The organism is Hyphomicrobium zavarzinii ATCC 27496 (assembly GCF_000383415.1).
Taxonomy (GTDB): domain Bacteria; phylum Pseudomonadota; class Alphaproteobacteria; order Rhizobiales; family Hyphomicrobiaceae; genus Hyphomicrobium_C; species Hyphomicrobium_C zavarzinii.
Window position 1 is genome coordinate 634,884 of the sequence record NZ_KB911257.1, and the last position, 17,971, is coordinate 652,854.

Below are 17,971 nucleotides of genomic sequence, written 5' to 3' on the forward strand. Positions count from 1 at the left end.
ACCGCCTTACGGGTGCGCCACACGCAATCAAAGTGCCAAACCGGTTTGGCGGCTTGGGAAAAACCGGCGCAAAAATTAATGAAATCAATGCTGAAAACGAAGAATGGCGCACCCGAAGGGAGTGTATTCGAACGGGTTGTTCTGCGTTCTCGAGGAGTGGAACAGCTATCTGCAGCAAGAGAGGATTAATCCGGCAGTGTATCGGTTGAGCCCGTCTATGAGTGATGCCAGTAGAATTACACAGAGCTGATCATATCCGCTAAGATGTGGTCATGCGCGGTGCTAGGGTTCCAACAGTTATGCACGCAGCATACTCTTATCATCAACGCATCGAACACCGACGTTTCCTGACTGCAGTCCTTGCTTTGTCGCTTCACCAACTAATGCGTCTAGACTTGAGTGTCTGGATAGTACTGAATGCCTTCGCGTCTTGAAAATTGGGAAACCCTGCAAAATCCAGGAAGAAGCGGGGATTTGAGGGAGGCGCCAGGACTGCGGACTTACTTATTCTTTAGCTTCCCGCAGGCCATCAGCAGGTTGGCTTGGTTCGTCACCACGGCCCGCACCGTTGTTTTGCGCGAAGAAGGTGCGCAAGCTCTCAATGTAAAAGTTTGGCGGTACGGGTAGGCGCCAGTGACGACATGCCAGAAGAATTATGGGCCACATCGAGGTGCGAGCTGCAGACAGAGCTTGAAATCCACGCTCGTCGGTACAGGCATCTGCAATGGTTTCCAGCAGATCCTTGCCTTCATCTAAAATGGGTAAGTCACAAATCGCCCTCCCGTGAATATCTGAATTGATGTAGAGGTGCTCTTCGGAGTCCTCGCCCGGCGTCCAAAGCTGCATGGTGCAATGCTGAAGCTTATCTGACCTCAGTGTTGCCAGTCGTGTTGCGAGGTCCAGACATCCAAGTCCCACAGCCCAGCTCGCGAGAAACGGCACCAGCGTGCTGCCAGCTGTCGCCTCCTTGAAATATTCATCAGACTTATGTCGCGGATGAGCAACCAAATCAGCGTACTCAGAAAATGAGGTGGGGTACCTGCTTCGACTTCGAATACTAAGATCATACCGCTCCACCATGCTCGTCAACCACGACGTCAGACGGCGCCCATCGGGAGCACCATGCAAACAGAACAATCCAAAGAGCGCTATGTCGGTCGTTTGATCATCGCTCACAGGCAGTCTAAGCGCGCCATTATTCTCGATGATCGACATGCCGATTTCGAAAAACTGACCCAAGCTCGATGCGATAGCGTCCGTGCGCACGCCTTGTTGCTGCTCAGCGAGCCAAATGACCCAGAAGCCCGTCATTGCGATGCGGCCGATGATGTCGAACAGCTTTGTATTGACATCCACCGACGTCCGAGAGTTGACCGCCATGGCAAGCGCGTCTCGCGCCTGGGCCCCCGGCGCAATTCTTCTTGCAATGAATTGATCGGCAATGATCAAGTGAAGCTTGATAAGCTCGTCCAGCACACGCGCGAGTGCAAGGTGATCTGCATTTTCAATGCCGATCATTTGGTCGCAGTAGTTCCCACGCATTCAGTATGCACAGCTCGCTGGCCAGATAAGGGGCTTCGATATTGTCGATATCGCGCCCCCAAACGTAAAGAATCCACAAGCAGATGTAGAGCTGGCGCGCCGCACGCACACGACTCCTGGCATTCATCGCGGCATTGGTCCGAAGCTGCTCTGCAAGCTTCGAGAAATGCCGGTAAGAAACGTCAGGCTCATCAAGGAGGGCGACCGCCTTCTGGAAATGAGAGCGCAGCGGCTTTGGTAGTAGATCCTCTCTGAGGACTCCCTCCAAGAGAAGACTCGCAAGCTTGTCTCCGTTCCACTCCTCAAAAGTTATCGTGTCCGTCGTGTGGGCTTTGATAAAGCCCTCGAAATTGGCCCGAACCTGCTCTTGAATATCGCCGCCCAGACAAATGCAGACAACGATGCGAAGCCCCCGGTGTTCGGTGGGAATTCGGGTCGGGATATAGGCATCTAGGATCTCATTGAGCGAACTTCTCAGTGCCTGGGGCGTGCCATCCCAATCCTGGCGCGTCAGGTCCCCCCTTTTAATCGAGAACAGGCACACCTTGCGCTCTTGAGCATTGTCCGGGCTGATCGCTGCCACGTCCACGCCGTTCTGCGTCGTTCCCCGCTGCGGGCGTGAGTAAACGGCATAGCCCAGCTCGCTCAGGAGGTCGGGCAAGATTGCATCTAGTTCTTCGCGCTCCCGCAAGGACGACAGGTATTCCCGTAATATCAGCTTCATGGCTTGATCTGCTCCGCGCGAAACACGAGCAACATCAAGTCCAGCCTTGCTGGGTCGATCGTTTCCATGCGAGGCCACTCGGTCGTCATCGTATGATGCTGTAGCTTCATCTCCACGGGACGCCGCGCACCGTCGGCATCTTGGACGTATGTGACCGAGTGGCTTCCGTGGAGCAATACAGACCGGTGAACAAGATCATGGAACACCGATAATTTCTCGGCCTTCTTCATGACCTCGCGGTTGAAGTCCGCCTGGCGAATCCGCTCAAGCTGGCGGCGGTGCTCTGAAGGATGAAGCTCCTTCACTACGCCAATGGTACTGAGACCAGAAAGGTACGCCTCGGCGCGAGCCAATAACTCCGTAGCATGCGGAAAGGCAGGATCCGTTTCGGGTATTTTCGAAAGGTAATCCCGCACAGATCCCCCAAAGTTGACCATGAGCGGATCGAACAGCAAATCTTTGATCATCCGACCCAGCGTGGCGTTGGCTGAGCGCAGCTTTGATATAAGGATTGAGGCCGCCACCACGGGGTGCGTAAAGAGGTAGCCAACTGCCTTCCGGCAAGTGAAATAAACGTCCCGGTCCGCAATCGTCTCACTAGTCAATGCCGGTTCAAGCGGCGTGTTGTCTAGCTGACCTTCTGAGATTAACTCTTCGGCTCCTTGACACAGCTCGCGTTTGCCCGTCGCCAACCACGCTACGATTGTATTCGATACGAGTGTCAGATGAGCCTTAGCTAGCTCTCTGGCCAGACTGTCGAAAGGCTTCATAGTGAGCGCATCAGTCTTCTTCGTCAGAACGTGGGTTAGATAATCAACCACCAAATCTCCCTGTCCGACCTTGAGCACGTGCGATAAGCCGACGTCGATCTCCTCAAGTGTTCCACGACTATCAGGCTTGACCCAACGGAGGGCGTCCAGCAGCAGTGTCGTCAGAGCGCGCGAGCAGCATTCTTTGGCGCGGAACAGCACTTGCGCCGCAACGTGGACGGTACCCTCACCGGGGTCAGAGAGGGCCCTGCTCACGAGAGCAAGTGCCGCCGGCGTCAACTCCTCTCCTGCCCTCTCGAAGGGATAAACTGCGGCCGCAAGCACGTGCGCTTTCAGCGCGTCATCAGGCTCGGCATCAAGTAAGGATGAAAGCGCCAGAACGGTATCTGCTCGAGTGTGTACGTCCTGATGCGGAATTCGAGATAGTGCGGTCAATGCGGACAGACGCCGTTGTCCGTCAAATTCTAGCGCGATCTGGCGCGCAATCTGGAGATCCTTTGTGGCTTCGAGTGCGAAGGTCAAATGATCGATGGCTAATGTCTCATCAGAGCGCGCCGCTTCGATTACGGCTTCTGCTCGTTTGCTGTCGACCTCGCACCATGCCCGAAAGGCCGAATTGGGCTGGTTAGCAAGAAGATCGTTCCCACCCTTAGCGACAAGCTTTGCTACGTAGCGCATCATTCGTTCCGCGGATACGCCTTCGAGGCTCGGGATGAGCCTGCATATGAAGCGCTGCGCTACGAAGAACTCGTGACCCGAGAGGTCGTCGAAGCTCGGGCTGTCGATCAAATTTAGAATGTCTCCACGTGCGCTATTGTGCAGATCAATGCATTCTTGAAGAAGCTCAGCTCCGTCCTCGTCGTCGACTCCATGATCCAGAATGACGGCTACTAACGTGCCGTTGGTATATTGCGTCTCTAGAGAGGTTTTATCCCAAGCCATGAAGTGCTGCCCCGGTGCTGATGTTATCCGATGCGCTGCAGGCGCAGCTCAATCTCGGCGTCAGGCACAAACACGCTCGGGTCATCACGCCAGATTTCCAGCGCCGCGCGCAAGAGTGCTTTCGGCGCGAGGTTGCCCGCGTCCAGTAGGTCTATGATCCAGAGCACGCCGTGGACCTCAACCTGCCGCAGCTCAGCGGCGCGACGCAGTTGCCCATCTCCGGTCAGAAGGACGGCCTCTTCCCGGCGAAGCGTCGCAACAAGGCAGAAGCAATCATTGGCTGAGAGTGCAGGATGCTCGGTCTTGATTCGCAGGGCATCGGCGACGGCGTCCGGCTCAAGATCGTAAGTCTCAACCCCGCTGTCATCGAGCGTCTGCCACTCCTGCGGCGTGAAATCGAGGAGTTCTGAAGCCCGTACCGGAAACGGAATTACAAACTGAAACGGAAGGGACAGCATGGCGTGCAGAAGCCGTCCCTTTCTTAAGTCGATCAGACACGACGCGTCGTTGACAATGACCCTGGTCACGACCCTTGCGGCCCTCTCAAACCAATCTCCACTTCGGACAATGGCTTGGAGATCAGCTCTGCCGCTCGGATCGGTGAGATGAGCTTCTCCGCAAGGGCGCGATAGACGAGCCGCTCGAACCGCCGCGGTTTCTCAAAGTCACCGAGACCGATGCCATCCTTGATCGGGTCAGGCTCCTCGGTCCGCCAGCTTCGCGCGGTAGTCCGGAACGCATATGCGACAACGCTTTCCGAGAGGATGCCGACTTGCAGCAATCGCATCAGCATCGAGCTCGCGGACACTCCGTAATAGTGCTTGAGGCGCTTGATCTCCTGATAGGCCACGCCGTGACGGCACTCGCCGATTTCCTGGCGCAGATGATCGGCCGGGACGAGGAACGCGCCGGCAAAGCGGTCGATCGCCTTCTCAAGCTTCAGCTCGTCCGAGGCGGTTCCCCTGATCACGCGATGGCCGAGCTCGTGCGCCAGAGTGAACCGCTTGCGCTCGGTGTTGATGCTGCTCGAAACGACGACCAGCGGAATAGCATTGTCCCTGCCGCTGCGACGAACGTGGCACGCCATTCCCGACACGCGCTCCGGAAGGTCCGCCTCGATGACCTTGATTCCCTTGTCCTCGAGGAGGCCGCACATGCTCGGAATGGCATCATTGCCGAGATCCCAGTCGTCGCGGACTTGATCGGCAAGGCATTCGGCCTCCTCCAGCGATGCAACGCGATCGGTGCGAACCCTGGCGAAGGGATCGGCCTCGTCTGGCAGCCCGAGCACATCCTCGACCGCGAAATACCGCTCCAGCCTCTCGGTGACGATCGCCTCGACACGTGCCCGATCCTGAGCGGAAGTTCCGGAGTGCTTGCGAAACTCCACGCCTTCGAGTTCCGCAACTTGGCCGCTCATCAGATAGTCGAGTGAAGTGCCGAGCGCCTTGGCCAGCCCCACGAGGACGCGCGAACTGGGCACCATCTGGTTCGATTCGTATTTGCTCAACGCCTGGGCGCTCACGGGGGGATCAACCTGCTCGGCGAGCGCACGCAGAGATAGCCCCGCCTTCTTCCGGGCAATCTTCAATCGGTTTCCAAGCATGGCTGCCTCCGCGCCAGTTGACGTTTTATCTTTGTTCCTATAAATTGTAAACCAATGCACCATGTGGCGTCAAGTGATCACCTAGGAAAGACATTGAAATGTCGAGGAAAAATCAGCACGTCGTCCCGCACGAGTCGGGTTGGGCCGTGAAGGGCGAAGGAAATCAGCGTGCCTCCTCCGTCCATCCCACGCAGCGCGAAGCGATTGAGGCCGCCCGCCAGTCCGCCATCGGTCAGGGCACGGAGATGTTTGTCCATGGCCAGAACGGCCAGATCCGTGAGCGCAACACCTACGGCAAGGACCCCTACCCGCCCAAGGGCTGAGGGGCACCTCTCAAAGTTGGAGAAAAGCGATGCTGAGTAATAGGCCGCCGGCCAACAGTCTTCTAGGCCTCTTTGGGCTCGCGCCGATCCCCCTTGCAACCGTAACCGGTTCCGACGGCATCGACACCAGGTACCGGTTCGATGTCTACGGAATCTATGACAGGCCGTCTGGCGTGAATGCTGTCTATGTGTTTGCGCGACAGTCGGCACAGGCCTATGAGCCGCTTTATATCGGCCGCGCAGAAATCTTGAGCGAACGCCTGACCGGTCACGAGAGGCTGTCGGAGGCCATCATGCTCGGCGCGGCCCATCTCCTTGTGCACATCCCCGGCCCGCGCGACCGCATTGGGTTTGAGGACGCCGAGCGTCGTCTGATCTCCAGGTTCGGCCCTCCCCTCAACGTGCAGCACAACGCGATGCGGTCGTTCCTTGGCGCCTGAGGGAATGCGACCGCTCTCACTGCGCCACATGCTTGCCGCTTGCAGCGAACGGTCTCGGCAGGGCATCGGTTGCGAGGGAGCCGATGAGCAACAGACCGCTCAATAGCGATGAGCTTGGCGCAAAAGGCGAGGCCTTCTTCGACGGGATTTGCGCAGACGCCAAGCTCGTCTGCAACGCGTCCAATCGCGATCGTACAGGCTGGGACCGTATCGTAGAATTTCCTCTGCCGGAGGCCCGCACCGCATCGCTCGACAAGAGGCCGGCACCAATATCCTGCCACGTACAGGTCAAAACCATATGGGCGGACAAACGCAGCGTCTCGCTGCGGCTCTCCTCAGCAGAGCGTCTGGCCAAAGATCCGAAACCCTCATTCATCTATGTGCTTGCTGTTAGGCCCGATCTCTCGCTTGAAGCCGCCTTCCTCATTCATCTCACCAAAGAGTAGCTCGGAAAGATTCTGAGGCGCCTGCGCAAGGAACATCAGAAAGCGGGTGGTCCTGCGGCCATCAACAAGAAGTTCATCAGCCTCCACCTTTCCCTGGCCTCGGAGATCGACACGACGGGCAGAGCGCTCAAGTCCGCGATAGAGAGAGCTGTTGGTGGCCCTCTTGCGCTGCGCGACTACATCGCGCGCAAACGCGATGAGCTGGCCGCGCTCGGCTTCAGCGGCGCTTCCTACACGGCCAACGTCACGTTCAAAGCCGCACACATCGACGAGTTGGTCGAGGCCTTTCTCGGTATGCGGCCGATCGGATTCTCCAAAATGGAGCATTCCGAGACGCGGTTCGGGATCACCCTTCCTGTGCTGGATCTCAGCGGCCAGACCGGAGAGATGACAATCACCCCGACCCAGCCCAAGCCCTGCCGCCTCATTTGCCGCAACGGGACCGCCGATACGCCGGCAACACTCGATGGAGAAATCAGGTTGCCGGGCATCCCCGGCCTACCGCCCGAACATCTTCGGATGCTCTTCCGCCATCCACTCTTTGATATGATTGTGCCGTTCTCCAGCGAGAGGCGCTTCACCCTCAAGGGAAGCGAGACGGGGTGGAAGGGCACGCACCCTCCGCAAACGTGGCTTCATTTTTTCCGGATGCTGTGTTTTCTCGCGGAGCCAGGCGCTGTCCTCCAGCTTCAGACCGAGGAACTTCCGCCGCTTGAGTTCCGCAACAATGGTGCCGAGGGCTCGATTCTTACCCGGGATCACCGTCAAATCGAAGCCCTGGCGCAGCGCATTTGCCGCGTTCTGGAGCTTGCCGCTATAGACGCTGTCGCCATCACATGGGTGGAGCTCCTCGACAGTCAGGAGGACGTCGATCAATTCTTGGGCTTCCTGCAAGGCGATCTCAAGGATGGATATGTCAGGTTTTCTACCGGTCCCGTTCCCGATCTACCGGGTGAGGCCGCCCCCTGTCATTATTTCAATGTCTTCCCACTCGGCGCTCTTTTCATAGCCTATTCGGTGATATCGGCAGCAACCGCGCAAACCGACGAAGAAGGGACACACTGGGAGCTGAAATTCCAAAAGGTCGGCGAAGTCACAGCGTTCTCAGACCTTGAGCGGGACTATCGCGGATTCCAGACTCGCGTCATGGAGCGTTCCGGTTTGAACAACGCCGTGACACACTTTTCCACGCATTCCGCCGGCCGCTTCCTCTTCCTGAGATCGTGAATCGCCTTGCCTTCGACAGTACCGTTTGTCGACGGCGTATCCCGAATGGCTGCGAATGCGTTGAGAGACCTGAGAATCTGCGGGATCTAAAAGGAAGTTCCAGGAAACGTGGCGCGCCCGACAGGAGAGAATTCGAACGAGTTGTTCTGCGTTCTCGAAGAGTGGAATACCTATCTGAAGCAAGAACAATTCGATACTCGTTCGTCCGCCACGTCAGATCATCGAATATAGGTCTGGCGTGTTTCTTCACTGGGTGTCCTCCTTTCTATCTCGTCGCCAAAGCAAGCGCGCGTCGCCATCGTCTCCACCTTCGATCAACGCTCCCCAGATTGGCCGGGGCAGCGTTGGATCGTCGATTTTGATGCGCAGGTAGGTCTCCTCGGTCCCGTTGCGCTTGCGCCGCCAGGCGACGCCAATCTCGTTGGTGCCGGTCGTGATGCGGAAATCAGGACCGCTGTCCCCTTCCTTCCGGTCGTTGGCCATGATCAAGACTTTGGCGTTGATCATGAGCGTGCGAATTGTGCCGGCGTATCCGTCCTTGACTGCTGAGAAGGTTCCTATGACTGGCATGGTGGCTGAGCTCCTGTGCGATATGCGTCTGTCTCGATGGCGAATGGCCCTGATCAGTCCATAACGGCAGCGCGGTAGGGTCGGAGGACGATGTCCTTGTGAACGATGACGCGGAGCGGCCAGCCAGGACGCACGGTGATGGTCGGCTGGACGTTGAGATTGCGCTCGATGAGCCGCTGGCCAGCGCGGTTCGTGGTCGTCTGCGTCGAAAGCTGCAGGGCGCGGATGAGATCGCTGTCCGATGAGCCGAAGGCGAGCTCGCTGCCGACGCCAAGCACGGTGGCCAGCGCCACCCCCTTGAGGAGCTTCCAGGTGTGCAGATCAACTTCGTCGGCGAGGCCTGCGTAGCCGCCGGTGTCGGACGCGGGGAGATTGTCGATGACCACTGAGCTGCCATCGGGGAGGAGAATGCGCTGCCAGACGACGAGCGCCCGTTCCTGACCGAAAGCGACGACATTATCGTACTTGCCGATCAGTCTCGCCCCTTGGGGGATCAGCAGGAATCGGCCGGAGACGGTGTCGTAGATGTTCTCCGTCACTTGGGCGATAACGAATCCGGGGAGATCGGAGTTAAGCCCGGTGACGAGGCTCGCGGCAATGACGGTTCCAGCCATCAACTGATAGGGCGAGGCCGGCGTCTGCAGGCTGTGCGGATTGTAGATGTCTTTGTCCGGTCCCGACTTGAGAAATGTGAGCTTACGCGTTGCCTCGGTTGCATCAGTGCCGGTGTATTCGAGCTCGCCTGTTGTGAGCGCTTGTGCCCGCTCCGTGGCGCGCAGCAGGGAGAGCGTGGCGAGTCCCCCATCGGCTGTGGTCGTGCTCGAGCGCGGCGTCGATTCGGATTGCGCAGCGCTCGACGTCGAGTCCTGGGGCGGCTGCTTGAGCTGCAGACGAAAGAACACCTGCGATTCCCGGGCCTGCCCAGCCATGCGGGCAAGGCGTGCCTTCTCCGCGCTCTCGGCATCATCGAGCGGCGAGCCGGTATCGGGCAGGATGAGCTTGGGCGCAGCCGGCGTCGTGCTCTGGGGCGCGGGGTTGGCCGGCTGCACGCCTTCGTAGGTGGCCGGCAGTTTGCTGAGCCCGTCAGTGATCGGCTTGTTGTCGACGTTGATCAGCTCCTGCCGCTCCGCGACCTTGAGACTTGGCGGCTTCAGGGCCACGAGCACGATCCCCGAGAGCAGTATCAGGAACACCGCCGCGCCGCCGATCAGTACCTTGCGGTTGATGCGTGTCACCGGCTGCGGGCGCGCACGCAGTTCCAGCGTCTCGGGTGCTGCCTTCTTCTTTTCCGGTTCTTGGTCTTGGTCGGTGTCGCTCATGAGCGTGTCTCCCGCCAGATCGCATCCGTTCGGACAATGCGAACGACCCGCTGCGGCTCGGTGCCAAGCCTCAGCTCTGCGGCGGCGAACAGCCTGTCGACGATGTAAGTGGTGCCGCGGACACGGTAGTTGACGAGGGCCGACTTGCCGTCAGGGCCGATGATGAACAGCGGCGGGGCTTCGCTCTTGGATATTCCGGATGGGAACTGGATATAGACTTTGTTGCCGTCGTCGAAGACCTGCCGTGGCTTCCATGGCGCCTCGCCTTCGATGCGGTAGCGGAAGCGCAACTCGTCGATGTTGACGCCGCCATCGGCGATCGCGGCTACGGCGAAGGCGGCTTCCTCGCTTTGCTTGCGCAGAGACACGAGCTCGGCAGCGGGGTAGGTCCACGACACAGAGGCCATGTACGTTGCCTCGGAGGAGCGCATCTCGAGGTGGTAGGTGCGCCGGTCGGTGGTGATGACGATGTTGGTCTCGAGGTCGGCGCCAACCGGCTTCACCAGGATGTGGACCTGGGCATCCTTGCCCTCGCCGCTGCTCGTATCTCCGACCACCCACCGCACAGTGTCGCCGGCAGAGACCGAGACCAGCTTCTCGCCCGCCTCGAGTGCGATGTCCGTGACCTGGTTGACGGCAGCGTAGAGCTGATAGAGGGCACCCTTGGTGTAGGGGTAGACCTGGATAGCATTGATATAGCCGTCCTTGACCGGCTCGAGGCGCGCAGCCTCGTTGGCTCCGGTCACGCGATCCGCGGGTGGCCGTGTGTCCTTCTTCTTGCCGGCCTCCTTGCCGATTGGCTTGAGTTGGCCGGGAAGAGGAAGGGGTGTTGGAACCTCGACGTAGCGGACCGGAAGCTTGGGATCTGGCTCGCGATGAGCTGCCATCGCGGGATTGTCGAAGATCGGGATCTCGGGGACCCTGATGTTGGTGGCGCAGGCGCCAAGCCCGCTCGATGTCATGAGGAGGGCGACGAGGGTGCGGTGGGTACTCATTTGGACTCTCCGGTGGTGACGTCCTGTGACCAGTTGAAGGCGTGCACGTAGATGCCGAGCGGGTTTTTGCGCACGGCGTCGACGGTTCTTGGTGGGGTGAGCGCGATGGAGAAGAGGCCGGTGAGGCGCTTGGTATCCTTAAGCGCGCCGCCCTCGAACGTGCGCTCGGTCCAGCGGACCTGGAACGAGGTGTCGGAAGCTCGCACAACGCTCGTGACCTCGACGGCCACGGTCTGGCGGCCGATACGGGCGAAGGGATCGTTGTCGCGGGCGTATTCGTTGAGCGTGACTGCCGCCTTGTCGGTGACGAAGTCGTAGGCCTTGAGCCAGTTCTGCCGCACAACCACGGGATCGATCGACAGCGCGCGCACGTTGTCGACGAAGCGCGCCAGATGATAGGCGATCTGCGCGTCGCTGGGTTTGTAGCTCTCGTCGGCGGGTCCGACGGTGCGGGCGCCGCCGCGGGAGTCGACTTCGACGATATAGGGCACAACGCCGCCGGTGCGCCCCACCCAGAACAGGATGCCAGCCAGCAGCAGAGACATGCCCAGATTGCCGAGTGCCATCAGGCGCCAGTTGTGTGCCTGGACGCGGGCGCTGCCGATCCGCTCGTCCCAGGCTTGGGCCGCCTTCTGATAGGGCGTGACCGGCTCCGGTGTCTCGCCGTAGCGCAAGGCCGATCGTTTGAACACCATGGTCGACGTCTCCTTCTAGCTCTTATTCTTGAGATCGGGGCCGCCGCCGCTCGCTGGGCGATCGCCGTCGCGAAGAGCGTGTGCCGCCATGAGGCCGGCTTGGGTCGCACGCTGGCGGCGGGCGAGGCTTTGGGCCCAGGCGGGCGGGCTGGAGGCAGCAGTAATTGCCGCTGCTGCGTCGCTGCCGCGTCCCGAGCTATCGGAGCCCGAGCGGGCAGCGGCATCCCGGTATCCTTGCGCGGCGCCTTGCCGGAAGGCCGTCGTCACAGGTGCCGCGAATGCGGCGGCCATCCTGGATGCCGGTGCGGCCATGGTCGTACGTGCGACGCCGGCCATGCCGCCGGTCTCATAGGCCGCGCCAACACGCCCCGCGAGCGAGGCTGCGGCTCTGGTTCCGCTGCCGGCCGCGTTGCCAGCCAAGCGCGCAGCACCACTGGCAGCCAATCCGCCGGCGACGCCTGCGCCTCCGAGCGCTGCGGTCGTGGCGACCGCCGCGCCGGCACCGAGTTGTGGCGCACCGGAGATCAGCCCGGCGGCAATGGCGGGCACGTAGATGGCGAGGCCGAACACGGCGATCGCGGCCAGGATGCAGGAGGCGGCCTGCGTCAGCGTCACCTCGCCGGTTGGACGGATCACGGTTCCGAACAGCGAGGCGCCGATGCCGACCACGATGGCCAGCACCATGAGCTTGATGCCGGACGAGATGACGTTGCCAAGAACGCGCTCGGCCAGGAAGGCCGTCTGTCCGAACAAAGCGAACGGTACCAGCACGAAGCCGGCGAGCACGGTGAGCTTGAACTCGATGATGGTGATGAAGAGTTGGACCGAGAGCACGAAGAAGGCGAGCAGGACGATCAACCAAGCCAACATCAGGACCACGATGGTGACGAAGTTCGAGAAGAACGTCGTGAAACCGATCAACTCGCCGGCTTTTTCGAGCAGAGGTTTCGAGGCGGTGAAGCCCGTTGAGGCGACGAACCCCGGCCGCATGAGATCGGCGGCCGTCAGCGAGGCGCCTGAAGCCTTCAAGCCCAACCCGGCGAAGGACTGGAAGACGATGTCGGCGAGGCCCTGGAAGTTGGAGAGGAGCAGCGCGAAGAAGCCGACGTAGAGCACCTTGCGGATAAGCTGGGCGATGACGTTGTCCTCGCCCATCAAAGCCCAGAACAATCCGGCGAGCGTGATGTCGATTGCGATCAGGATGCTGGTCAGGAATGCGACGTCGCCGGCCAGGAGACCGAAGCCGCTGTCAATGTAGCGGCTGAAGGTCTCCGTGAAGCGGTCGATGATCGCCAGGTCGTCCATGTCTGCGCGTGCCCCGTGCTATCGGCAAGGCTCCGCCATCGGCGCAGCAACGTTGGCCGTTGGGGACATCAGCGAGAGAAGATCAGGGCGGCGGGTCAGGCGAGCATCACTGTTCCGGCGCCACCCGATGCAGAGGCGATCGGGCAAGGCCATGATGCTCAAGAGGTTGATCCTGAGTGAATGAGGAAACGGCGCAATTCGCGGGAGCGAGCGGGAGTTCTAGGTAGAACACAGGAATCCGTGAGGGACCTCAGCTACCCAACTGCATGCCCCATAATCTTGAATATTATTGTACAGTATATTAGGGGTTGGGTTTTCGTCCTGTCGGTTTAGGCGAGACCTCGCGTCTTGGACGAGGACCATATCCTGTGAAGAACCTCATGGGTTCTGGCTATCGAAAAAGGACAAGGACTTTGACTGAGTGCCAGCATTCCGAGTTGCCGCTTTTGTCTGAGCTGGACCTTAGGCCGATCGAACGCTTGATCCTGGACATCTTGAGAACACTCTGTGCAGGACTCGCGCACAGTCGGTTGGCGTATTGGATACGCGCTTTCGATACCGCGGACGAGCGCCTTGGCGCGATCGACGGCCCCGTGCTCGTATCGGGCTGCGTGTCACTACTGCGCGCTCTTCGTGCCGAGCGCGCTTGCGGCTTTGGCTACATGACGACGGAATGCCCTCACATTTCCGAGGAGGAACAAGATTTGATGACGCTGGTCCGGGCCGGAAGCTGCCTGCAGTGCGATGATACGCATTTGATGGATGCTGCTTGTGAAGTTGCGACAACCAGTAATCCGTCCCGACTCATCGTTGCTGCCCGTACGCTCGGTGCGGTGTGCAATCGTCATGAAAGCTTGCAGGAGCTTGGTTCAAACGCACGGCAACGGCATCCGATGCACCTGAACTAAGCCTAAGCAATCGGATCAGCCATCGCATGTGCGCGCGGCAACTGTTCCGGCACTGAATGTGCGCGTGATGCCCTCGCACGCGCCAGAGTCCCCGGCCTCCAAGCAGCGAACTGAATAAGAGCACATGAAAATCCACTTTCTCTACGGCAGCCAAAGCGGCACCGCTGAAATCCTGTGTGACCACATGATGGACAGCTTGAGCGATGGTTTCGACGGTGAGGTCTCGAGCCTGGACGAGGTCGATCCAACCGATCTTGACGGGGATACATTCTACGTTCTGGTCAGCGCGACCTTCGGGAGCGGCCAGGTGCCAGATAGCGCCCAGTCGTTTCTTGAAACTCTGGAAGAGCGCAAGCCTGACCTCAGTTGTATTCGCTTCGCCATCTTCGGCCTTGGCGATCGCTCATTCGGGGAGACGTTCAACAATGGTTCGAAGCTGCTGATGACGCAAATGCTGGCGTGCAATGCGCAAATGGTGGGAGAGCGCGGTCTGCACGATGCCTCGTCCGAGGAGCTACCGCAGAACGTCGCTCGGCCTTGGCTGAAAGGCATTGTGGATCAACTCTCGGCGTGATCGTTCAAGGGCACTTTGCGTTGTCCGGCGACAAACGTCACCTCGACGCTAGGTCCTGATCGCTCACGGCCAACTTTCCGAAGGCTGCGCGCGGGTTGTGGCTAACGCCACCGCGGCTCCGGTTTGTATGCCATCTCGGCAATCACCTTGGTCGCATCACCTCGCCCCCGGTATCGGCCAACCAAATCTCCGTTCTCATCATCTTTGACGGCGTCGACACGATATAAAGTTCCATTTCTTGTCGTCAGTTGGTGACAGCCGGTACGTCCGGCCATTTGTCCGGAAGTACCAGTGCTTAGATCCTCGGATCTGGGTCCACTTACAGTCGGCGCCGGATAGGAGGCGCTGTTCGCGCGCCACTTGTGCTTCTTCACTTACCTTCTGCCATTGCGCTCGTTGCTCATCGCGCAGCCTTGTTTCTTCGTGTTCAACGTGCTCACGTAACCTGCCCAGAATTGCCGGCATATCTGTGCCGGCTTCTCGTTCTTCTGCGTAAATGGCCAGACAGTCGTCCTTCAACTCCTCATTGGCCCAGATGCGGCTCTCCAGCTCGAAGTCTTTCAGGCGCTGATCGACATCCGTCATCGTTAGTGGGGTCCCGGGCATCGCGTTGAGAAACGTTCGTAAGTCAGCGATGGGAACCCAACAACCCACTGCTGATTTCAGCAACATCTCTCGATGCTCCGTCCACTTGGTCCAGATGATGTTACCGCGATCGAGCCTGCGCACGATTTCGCGTGCGAGCTTTGTGATGGAGTGCGGATCGCGGATGTGTTTCAGTGATGGGCTTTTGACGTAGTCGAACAATATGTGCTTGATTGCCCAAGCGCGTTCCTCATCGATCATGCCTGATGACCATTGTTTCGCTAGCGCGATCTGCGTGATGATTCTTCTACAATCCAGTGGTTCGAGCAAGTATGACGATTTTTCGACGTACCCAGCAAATCCATTGATCGATCCTTCACTGATGTGGCCTCGACTTCGCCTTGCTCGGCGAGAACCCGTCGTCCTAGTCAACTTCATGCTGGCACTGGCCTTGACGAACAAACGGGCTAAGCGCGGCGAGCGAATACGCAACGGTCATTTACAACCGCTCCCGAGACGGGCCGCCTCGCCGAGAGCGAGCCCTCGTACTTGTGCGGAGGCGTGCGGATGCAGGGCGTCACCGTCAGCTTGGAGACGATGAAGATCGTTCGCGGCCTGCCTAAGCTCGACATTCATAGGCTCGACAGCGCGTTGTCGCGCCAGACCTAAAACTCGATATCGAAAAACTGCTCGGGATCGGGCAGCGCACGCCGGGCAAGAAAGATCCCGTAGATCTTCGCGTTGGGGAATTGCGCGGCGAGAACGCGCTTGGCAGCGACGAAACTCGCGCCTGTCACCAGAAGATCGTCGAAGATGCCGATCGCTGAAGGCGCAGGTGCCACAAGCCCTTTATCGACAACATAAAGCTTGCCCAGTTCGTCGGGACCGAGCCGTTGCCCGTCATGCGCCGCCGCTTCGCGTGTGGCTGTCTGCAGTAGAACCTCTCGAATGTCGAGCTTGTCGGCCCCGTCCATCTGCCGCAGCATCCGAACGAGACGATCATCGTAGCGGGGATCGCCTTTCCCTTTGGAAGGCGGCATCGGAACGAGGGTTGCCTTCTCCAGGAATTTCGGATTGAGCGCCTTCGACAGCGCGGCGGCAGCCTCCGAAATGCTTCGCTCCTTATACTTCCACTCCGCCTTGCCCTTTCGATCCGTTCCCTTCTTGAAGTTATGAATCAGATCATTCGTTGGGCCGGCGGCATATCCAGCCCGCGCCGTGTATTCGCCGAAGAAGTAGCATTTATCCTCCGCGGTCAGATAGCTGTGCTGAGGGAGCGTGAGCTCATCGATCTCAGTTAGAAGCTTCGGAAAGGTGCCGTTTGACATCGCTGTATGTCCGCACCCGAATGGCGCCCATGTCTTCAAATTTCTTCGGCCAAGTTATTTCTTTCCGGCCGAAATTGCTGTCGAGGATGAACAGCTTACGGCCCTGCTTAAGCGCAGCGCGCGCCTGGATTAGCGTCCCGGAAGTCTCGCCCGCTTCGACGATGACCGTCGCTTCGGTCAGCGCCGACATTGTGACATTGCGGGCCGGAAAGAACGCCCGGTTCCAACGATGATCCTGCTTCTCCCACCGCTTCACCGGTACCTGGCTGATCACCAGGAAATCCTGCCCGATGCGTTCCTGCAAAGGAGCGTTAGTGCGAGGATAGGCAAAGGAAAGCGGCGTGCCGATCACCGCAATCGTACGGCCGCCTTCATCGAGCGCAGTTTCATGCGCCTGCGTATCGATACCGGCCGCCAGGCCTGAAACGATGGTGAAGCCGTCGGCGACGAGCTTGCGCACGAGAGTGCGCGTGCGCGCCAAGCCCTCGGGACTGGGATGGCGGGTTCCGACGATGGCAACGCAACGCGAATAGACCAGATCCCAATAGCCCCGGTAGTAGAGCAGCTCGACCGGATGATCGGCATCACGGAGCTTTTGAGGGTATTCCCCGGCGCTATGCACCCTGACGCCATAGTGCGTCACGCCCTTCTCCTTGAACCGGCGGACAACATAGTCGGCATACTCCTCGGCCTTGGCGCGCGAAACAAAGTCGGACGGCAGCGCGCCGGGCTCCTTTTCGAACTTCTCGGACAGCGTCTTGAACGAAGCCCCCTCCTGGTCCCACAACGCCTCATAGGCGCCGAGCTCCAAGAGCGGCGAGACGGCATTGGCAATACTGTCGGGGGCACTCAAGTGCAGTCGATCCATGGTTCCACTCCAAGGGCCACGCTAGAACAAAGAAGGAACTACCTCCATGTTTCCATGCCCACCCGCCGATTCGATAGCTTTTGCGGGCGGCAGGGCCTTGTAACACCCCTAATAGGAGCGCTTTTCCACAGAATTTGCGAGCGTAATGCACCAATTCCCCCGTGCCGGCGCCTCCTACCCCTTGACGAGTCCTCGATTCTTCACCAATCTCACTGACGTTCATGAGGGTGGTGACGATGCAGACCGATATCGCTGAACTGAGCGGCTCGACCGTGCTGGGAGGAGCCCTGCCCGGACAGGCCCTGTTCACCAAGCTGGCGGCCCTTGCCCGCAGCGGGCCCTCGATCCCCACCGGCTGGCTATGGAATATGCAAGGGGTGGAGGTGGTCTCCCCGAGCTTCGCCCGCGAAAGCTTTGTGTCCATTCGCGCCCTGCTGCGCGCGCAACGCTCCAACCTCGTCCCCGTCATCGTCAACGCCAACCCCGACGTGCGGGAGGATCTGGCGCTGACGCTCAAGACCGCACAATCGGCGATCTTGTCCTGCACGCGCGACAGCGAGGGAAAGCTCAACGACTTCGAACTCATCGGCGACCTCGATGCCCACTTGCAGGCAACCTTCGATCTCGTTGCCGAGCGCGGCGAGACCGACGCCAAGGAGCTCAAGGAGCTGACCGATGCCAGGCCGGGTAGCGCGCCCATCGTGCAAACCGCCTGGAACAACCGGCTCGCCAAACTCGTGGAGCTTGGCGCGCTGATCGAAATCCCGCATGGGCGCTCGAAGCGGTACCGCCCCGTCATTTGAG

General features: G+C 59.6%; 20 protein-coding genes. 6 read left to right on the forward strand and 14 right to left on the reverse strand.

Annotation, left to right across the window (positions count from 1 at the left end; genetic code table 11):
* Nucleotides 1–504: 504 nt before the first annotated feature.
* From F812_RS25450 to F812_RS0110925, 5 genes are read right to left on the reverse strand one after another with little or no spacing between them, the layout of a single operon-like run.
* Complete coding sequence (locus tag F812_RS25450; RefSeq protein ID WP_051113799.1) at nt 505–1,518, reverse strand: hypothetical protein; 1,014 nt, start codon at nt 1,516–1,518, stop codon at nt 505–507.
* Complete coding sequence (locus F812_RS25455; RefSeq protein ID WP_051113800.1) at nt 1,505–2,266, reverse strand: hypothetical protein; 762 nt, start codon at nt 2,264–2,266, stop codon at nt 1,505–1,507. The genes F812_RS25450 and F812_RS25455 overlap by 14 nt, the downstream gene beginning before the upstream one ends.
* Nucleotides 2,263–3,978, reverse strand: coding sequence for a hypothetical protein (locus tag F812_RS0110915; protein ID WP_020086015.1), 1,716 nt, complete (start codon nt 3,976–3,978; stop codon nt 2,263–2,265). Before F812_RS0110915 ends, F812_RS25455 begins: the two co-directional genes overlap by 4 nt.
* Nucleotides 3,979–4,001: 23 nt before the next feature.
* Complete coding sequence (locus tag F812_RS0110920) at nt 4,002–4,505, reverse strand: PIN domain-containing protein (RefSeq protein WP_020086016.1); 504 nt, start codon at nt 4,503–4,505, stop codon at nt 4,002–4,004.
* Nucleotides 4,502–5,584: a helix-turn-helix domain-containing protein gene (locus tag F812_RS0110925; protein ID WP_026868041.1), complete on the reverse strand. Its 1,083-nt coding sequence runs from the start codon at nt 5,582–5,584 to the stop codon at nt 4,502–4,504. The genes F812_RS0110920 and F812_RS0110925 overlap by 4 nt, the downstream gene beginning before the upstream one ends.
* A 98-nt stretch (nt 5,585–5,682) precedes the next feature.
* Between F812_RS0110925 and F812_RS0110930 the strand changes: the two genes are divergently transcribed.
* Nucleotides 5,683–5,907: a DUF2188 domain-containing protein gene (locus F812_RS0110930; RefSeq protein ID WP_020086018.1), complete on the forward strand. Its 225-nt coding sequence runs from the start codon at nt 5,683–5,685 to the stop codon at nt 5,905–5,907.
* A 29-nt stretch (nt 5,908–5,936) separates the two neighbouring features.
* Nucleotides 5,937–6,347 carry a hypothetical protein gene (locus F812_RS0110935; protein WP_020086019.1) on the forward strand — a complete coding sequence of 137 codons (411 nt, stop codon included), beginning with the start codon at nt 5,937–5,939 and terminating at the stop codon, nt 6,345–6,347.
* A gap of 368 nt (nt 6,348–6,715) precedes the next feature.
* On the opposite strand, the gene F812_RS26515 is transcribed toward F812_RS0110935, so the two are convergent.
* Nucleotides 6,716–7,120, reverse strand: coding sequence for a hypothetical protein (locus tag F812_RS26515; RefSeq protein WP_156827362.1), 405 nt, complete (start codon nt 7,118–7,120; stop codon nt 6,716–6,718).
* On the opposite strand from F812_RS26515, the gene F812_RS0110945 reads away from it, so the two are divergent.
* Nucleotides 7,112–8,020 (forward strand): hypothetical protein, encoded by a 909-nt coding sequence (locus F812_RS0110945; RefSeq protein ID WP_156827363.1) that lies wholly within the window; start codon nt 7,112–7,114, stop codon nt 8,018–8,020. The two genes, F812_RS26515 and F812_RS0110945, sit on opposite strands and share 9 nt — an antisense overlap.
* A 246-nt stretch (nt 8,021–8,266) precedes the next feature.
* On the opposite strand, the gene F812_RS0110950 is transcribed toward F812_RS0110945, so the two are convergent.
* From F812_RS0110950 to trbL, 5 genes are read right to left on the reverse strand one after another with little or no spacing between them, the layout of a single operon-like run.
* Nucleotides 8,267–8,590 carry a DUF736 domain-containing protein gene (locus tag F812_RS0110950; RefSeq protein ID WP_020086022.1) on the reverse strand — a complete coding sequence of 108 codons (324 nt, stop codon included), beginning with the start codon at nt 8,588–8,590 and terminating at the stop codon, nt 8,267–8,269.
* Between the two features lie 53 nt (nt 8,591–8,643).
* The gene (locus tag F812_RS0110955) at nt 8,644–9,909 is read right to left on the reverse strand and encodes a TraB/TrbI/VirB10 family type IV secretion system protein (protein WP_020086023.1); all 1,266 of its coding nucleotides are present in this window, start codon (nt 9,907–9,909) and stop codon (nt 8,644–8,646) included.
* Nucleotides 9,906–10,904, reverse strand: coding sequence for a P-type conjugative transfer protein TrbG (gene trbG, locus F812_RS0110960; RefSeq protein WP_020086024.1), 999 nt, complete (start codon nt 10,902–10,904; stop codon nt 9,906–9,908). The genes F812_RS0110955 and trbG overlap by 4 nt, the downstream gene beginning before the upstream one ends.
* Nucleotides 10,901–11,599, reverse strand: coding sequence for a conjugal transfer protein TrbF (trbF, locus tag F812_RS0110965; RefSeq protein ID WP_020086025.1), 699 nt, complete (start codon nt 11,597–11,599; stop codon nt 10,901–10,903). Before trbF ends, trbG begins: the two co-directional genes overlap by 4 nt.
* 15 nt (nt 11,600–11,614) lie before the next feature.
* A complete protein-coding gene (gene trbL, locus F812_RS0110970) occupies nt 11,615–12,904 on the reverse strand; it encodes a P-type conjugative transfer protein TrbL (protein WP_020086026.1) in 1,290 nt (429 codons plus the stop codon).
* 368 nt (nt 12,905–13,272) lie between these two features.
* Here trbL and F812_RS25460 point away from each other — a divergent pair, with 368 nt between their 5' ends.
* Nucleotides 13,273–13,812, forward strand: a complete 540-nt coding sequence (locus F812_RS25460; RefSeq protein WP_156827364.1) for a hypothetical protein — start codon at nt 13,273–13,275, stop codon at nt 13,810–13,812.
* 124 nt (nt 13,813–13,936) lie between these two features.
* Nucleotides 13,937–14,386, forward strand: coding sequence for a flavodoxin domain-containing protein (locus F812_RS0110980; protein ID WP_020086028.1), 450 nt, complete (start codon nt 13,937–13,939; stop codon nt 14,384–14,386).
* A gap of 198 nt (nt 14,387–14,584) precedes the next feature.
* On the opposite strand, the gene F812_RS23520 is transcribed toward F812_RS0110980, so the two are convergent.
* The 3 genes from F812_RS23520 to F812_RS0111000 all read right to left on the reverse strand — a co-directional run bounded on the left by F812_RS23520 (nt 14,585) and on the right by F812_RS0111000 (nt 17,167).
* On the reverse strand, nt 14,585–15,232 hold the full coding sequence (locus tag F812_RS23520) for a hypothetical protein (protein ID WP_020086029.1): 648 nt from the start codon (nt 15,230–15,232) through the stop codon (nt 14,585–14,587).
* Between the two features lie 404 nt (nt 15,233–15,636).
* Complete coding sequence (locus F812_RS0110995; RefSeq protein ID WP_020086031.1) at nt 15,637–16,299, reverse strand: hypothetical protein; 663 nt, start codon at nt 16,297–16,299, stop codon at nt 15,637–15,639.
* Nucleotides 16,265–17,167: a DNA-processing protein DprA gene (locus F812_RS0111000; RefSeq protein WP_020086032.1), complete on the reverse strand. Its 903-nt coding sequence runs from the start codon at nt 17,165–17,167 to the stop codon at nt 16,265–16,267. The genes F812_RS0110995 and F812_RS0111000 overlap by 35 nt, the downstream gene beginning before the upstream one ends.
* 230 nt (nt 17,168–17,397) lie before the next feature.
* Here F812_RS0111000 and F812_RS0111005 point away from each other — a divergent pair, with 230 nt between their 5' ends.
* A complete protein-coding gene (locus F812_RS0111005) occupies nt 17,398–17,970 on the forward strand; it encodes a hypothetical protein (RefSeq protein ID WP_156827365.1) in 573 nt (190 codons plus the stop codon).
* The last annotated feature ends 1 nt before the right edge of the window (nt 17,971 follow it).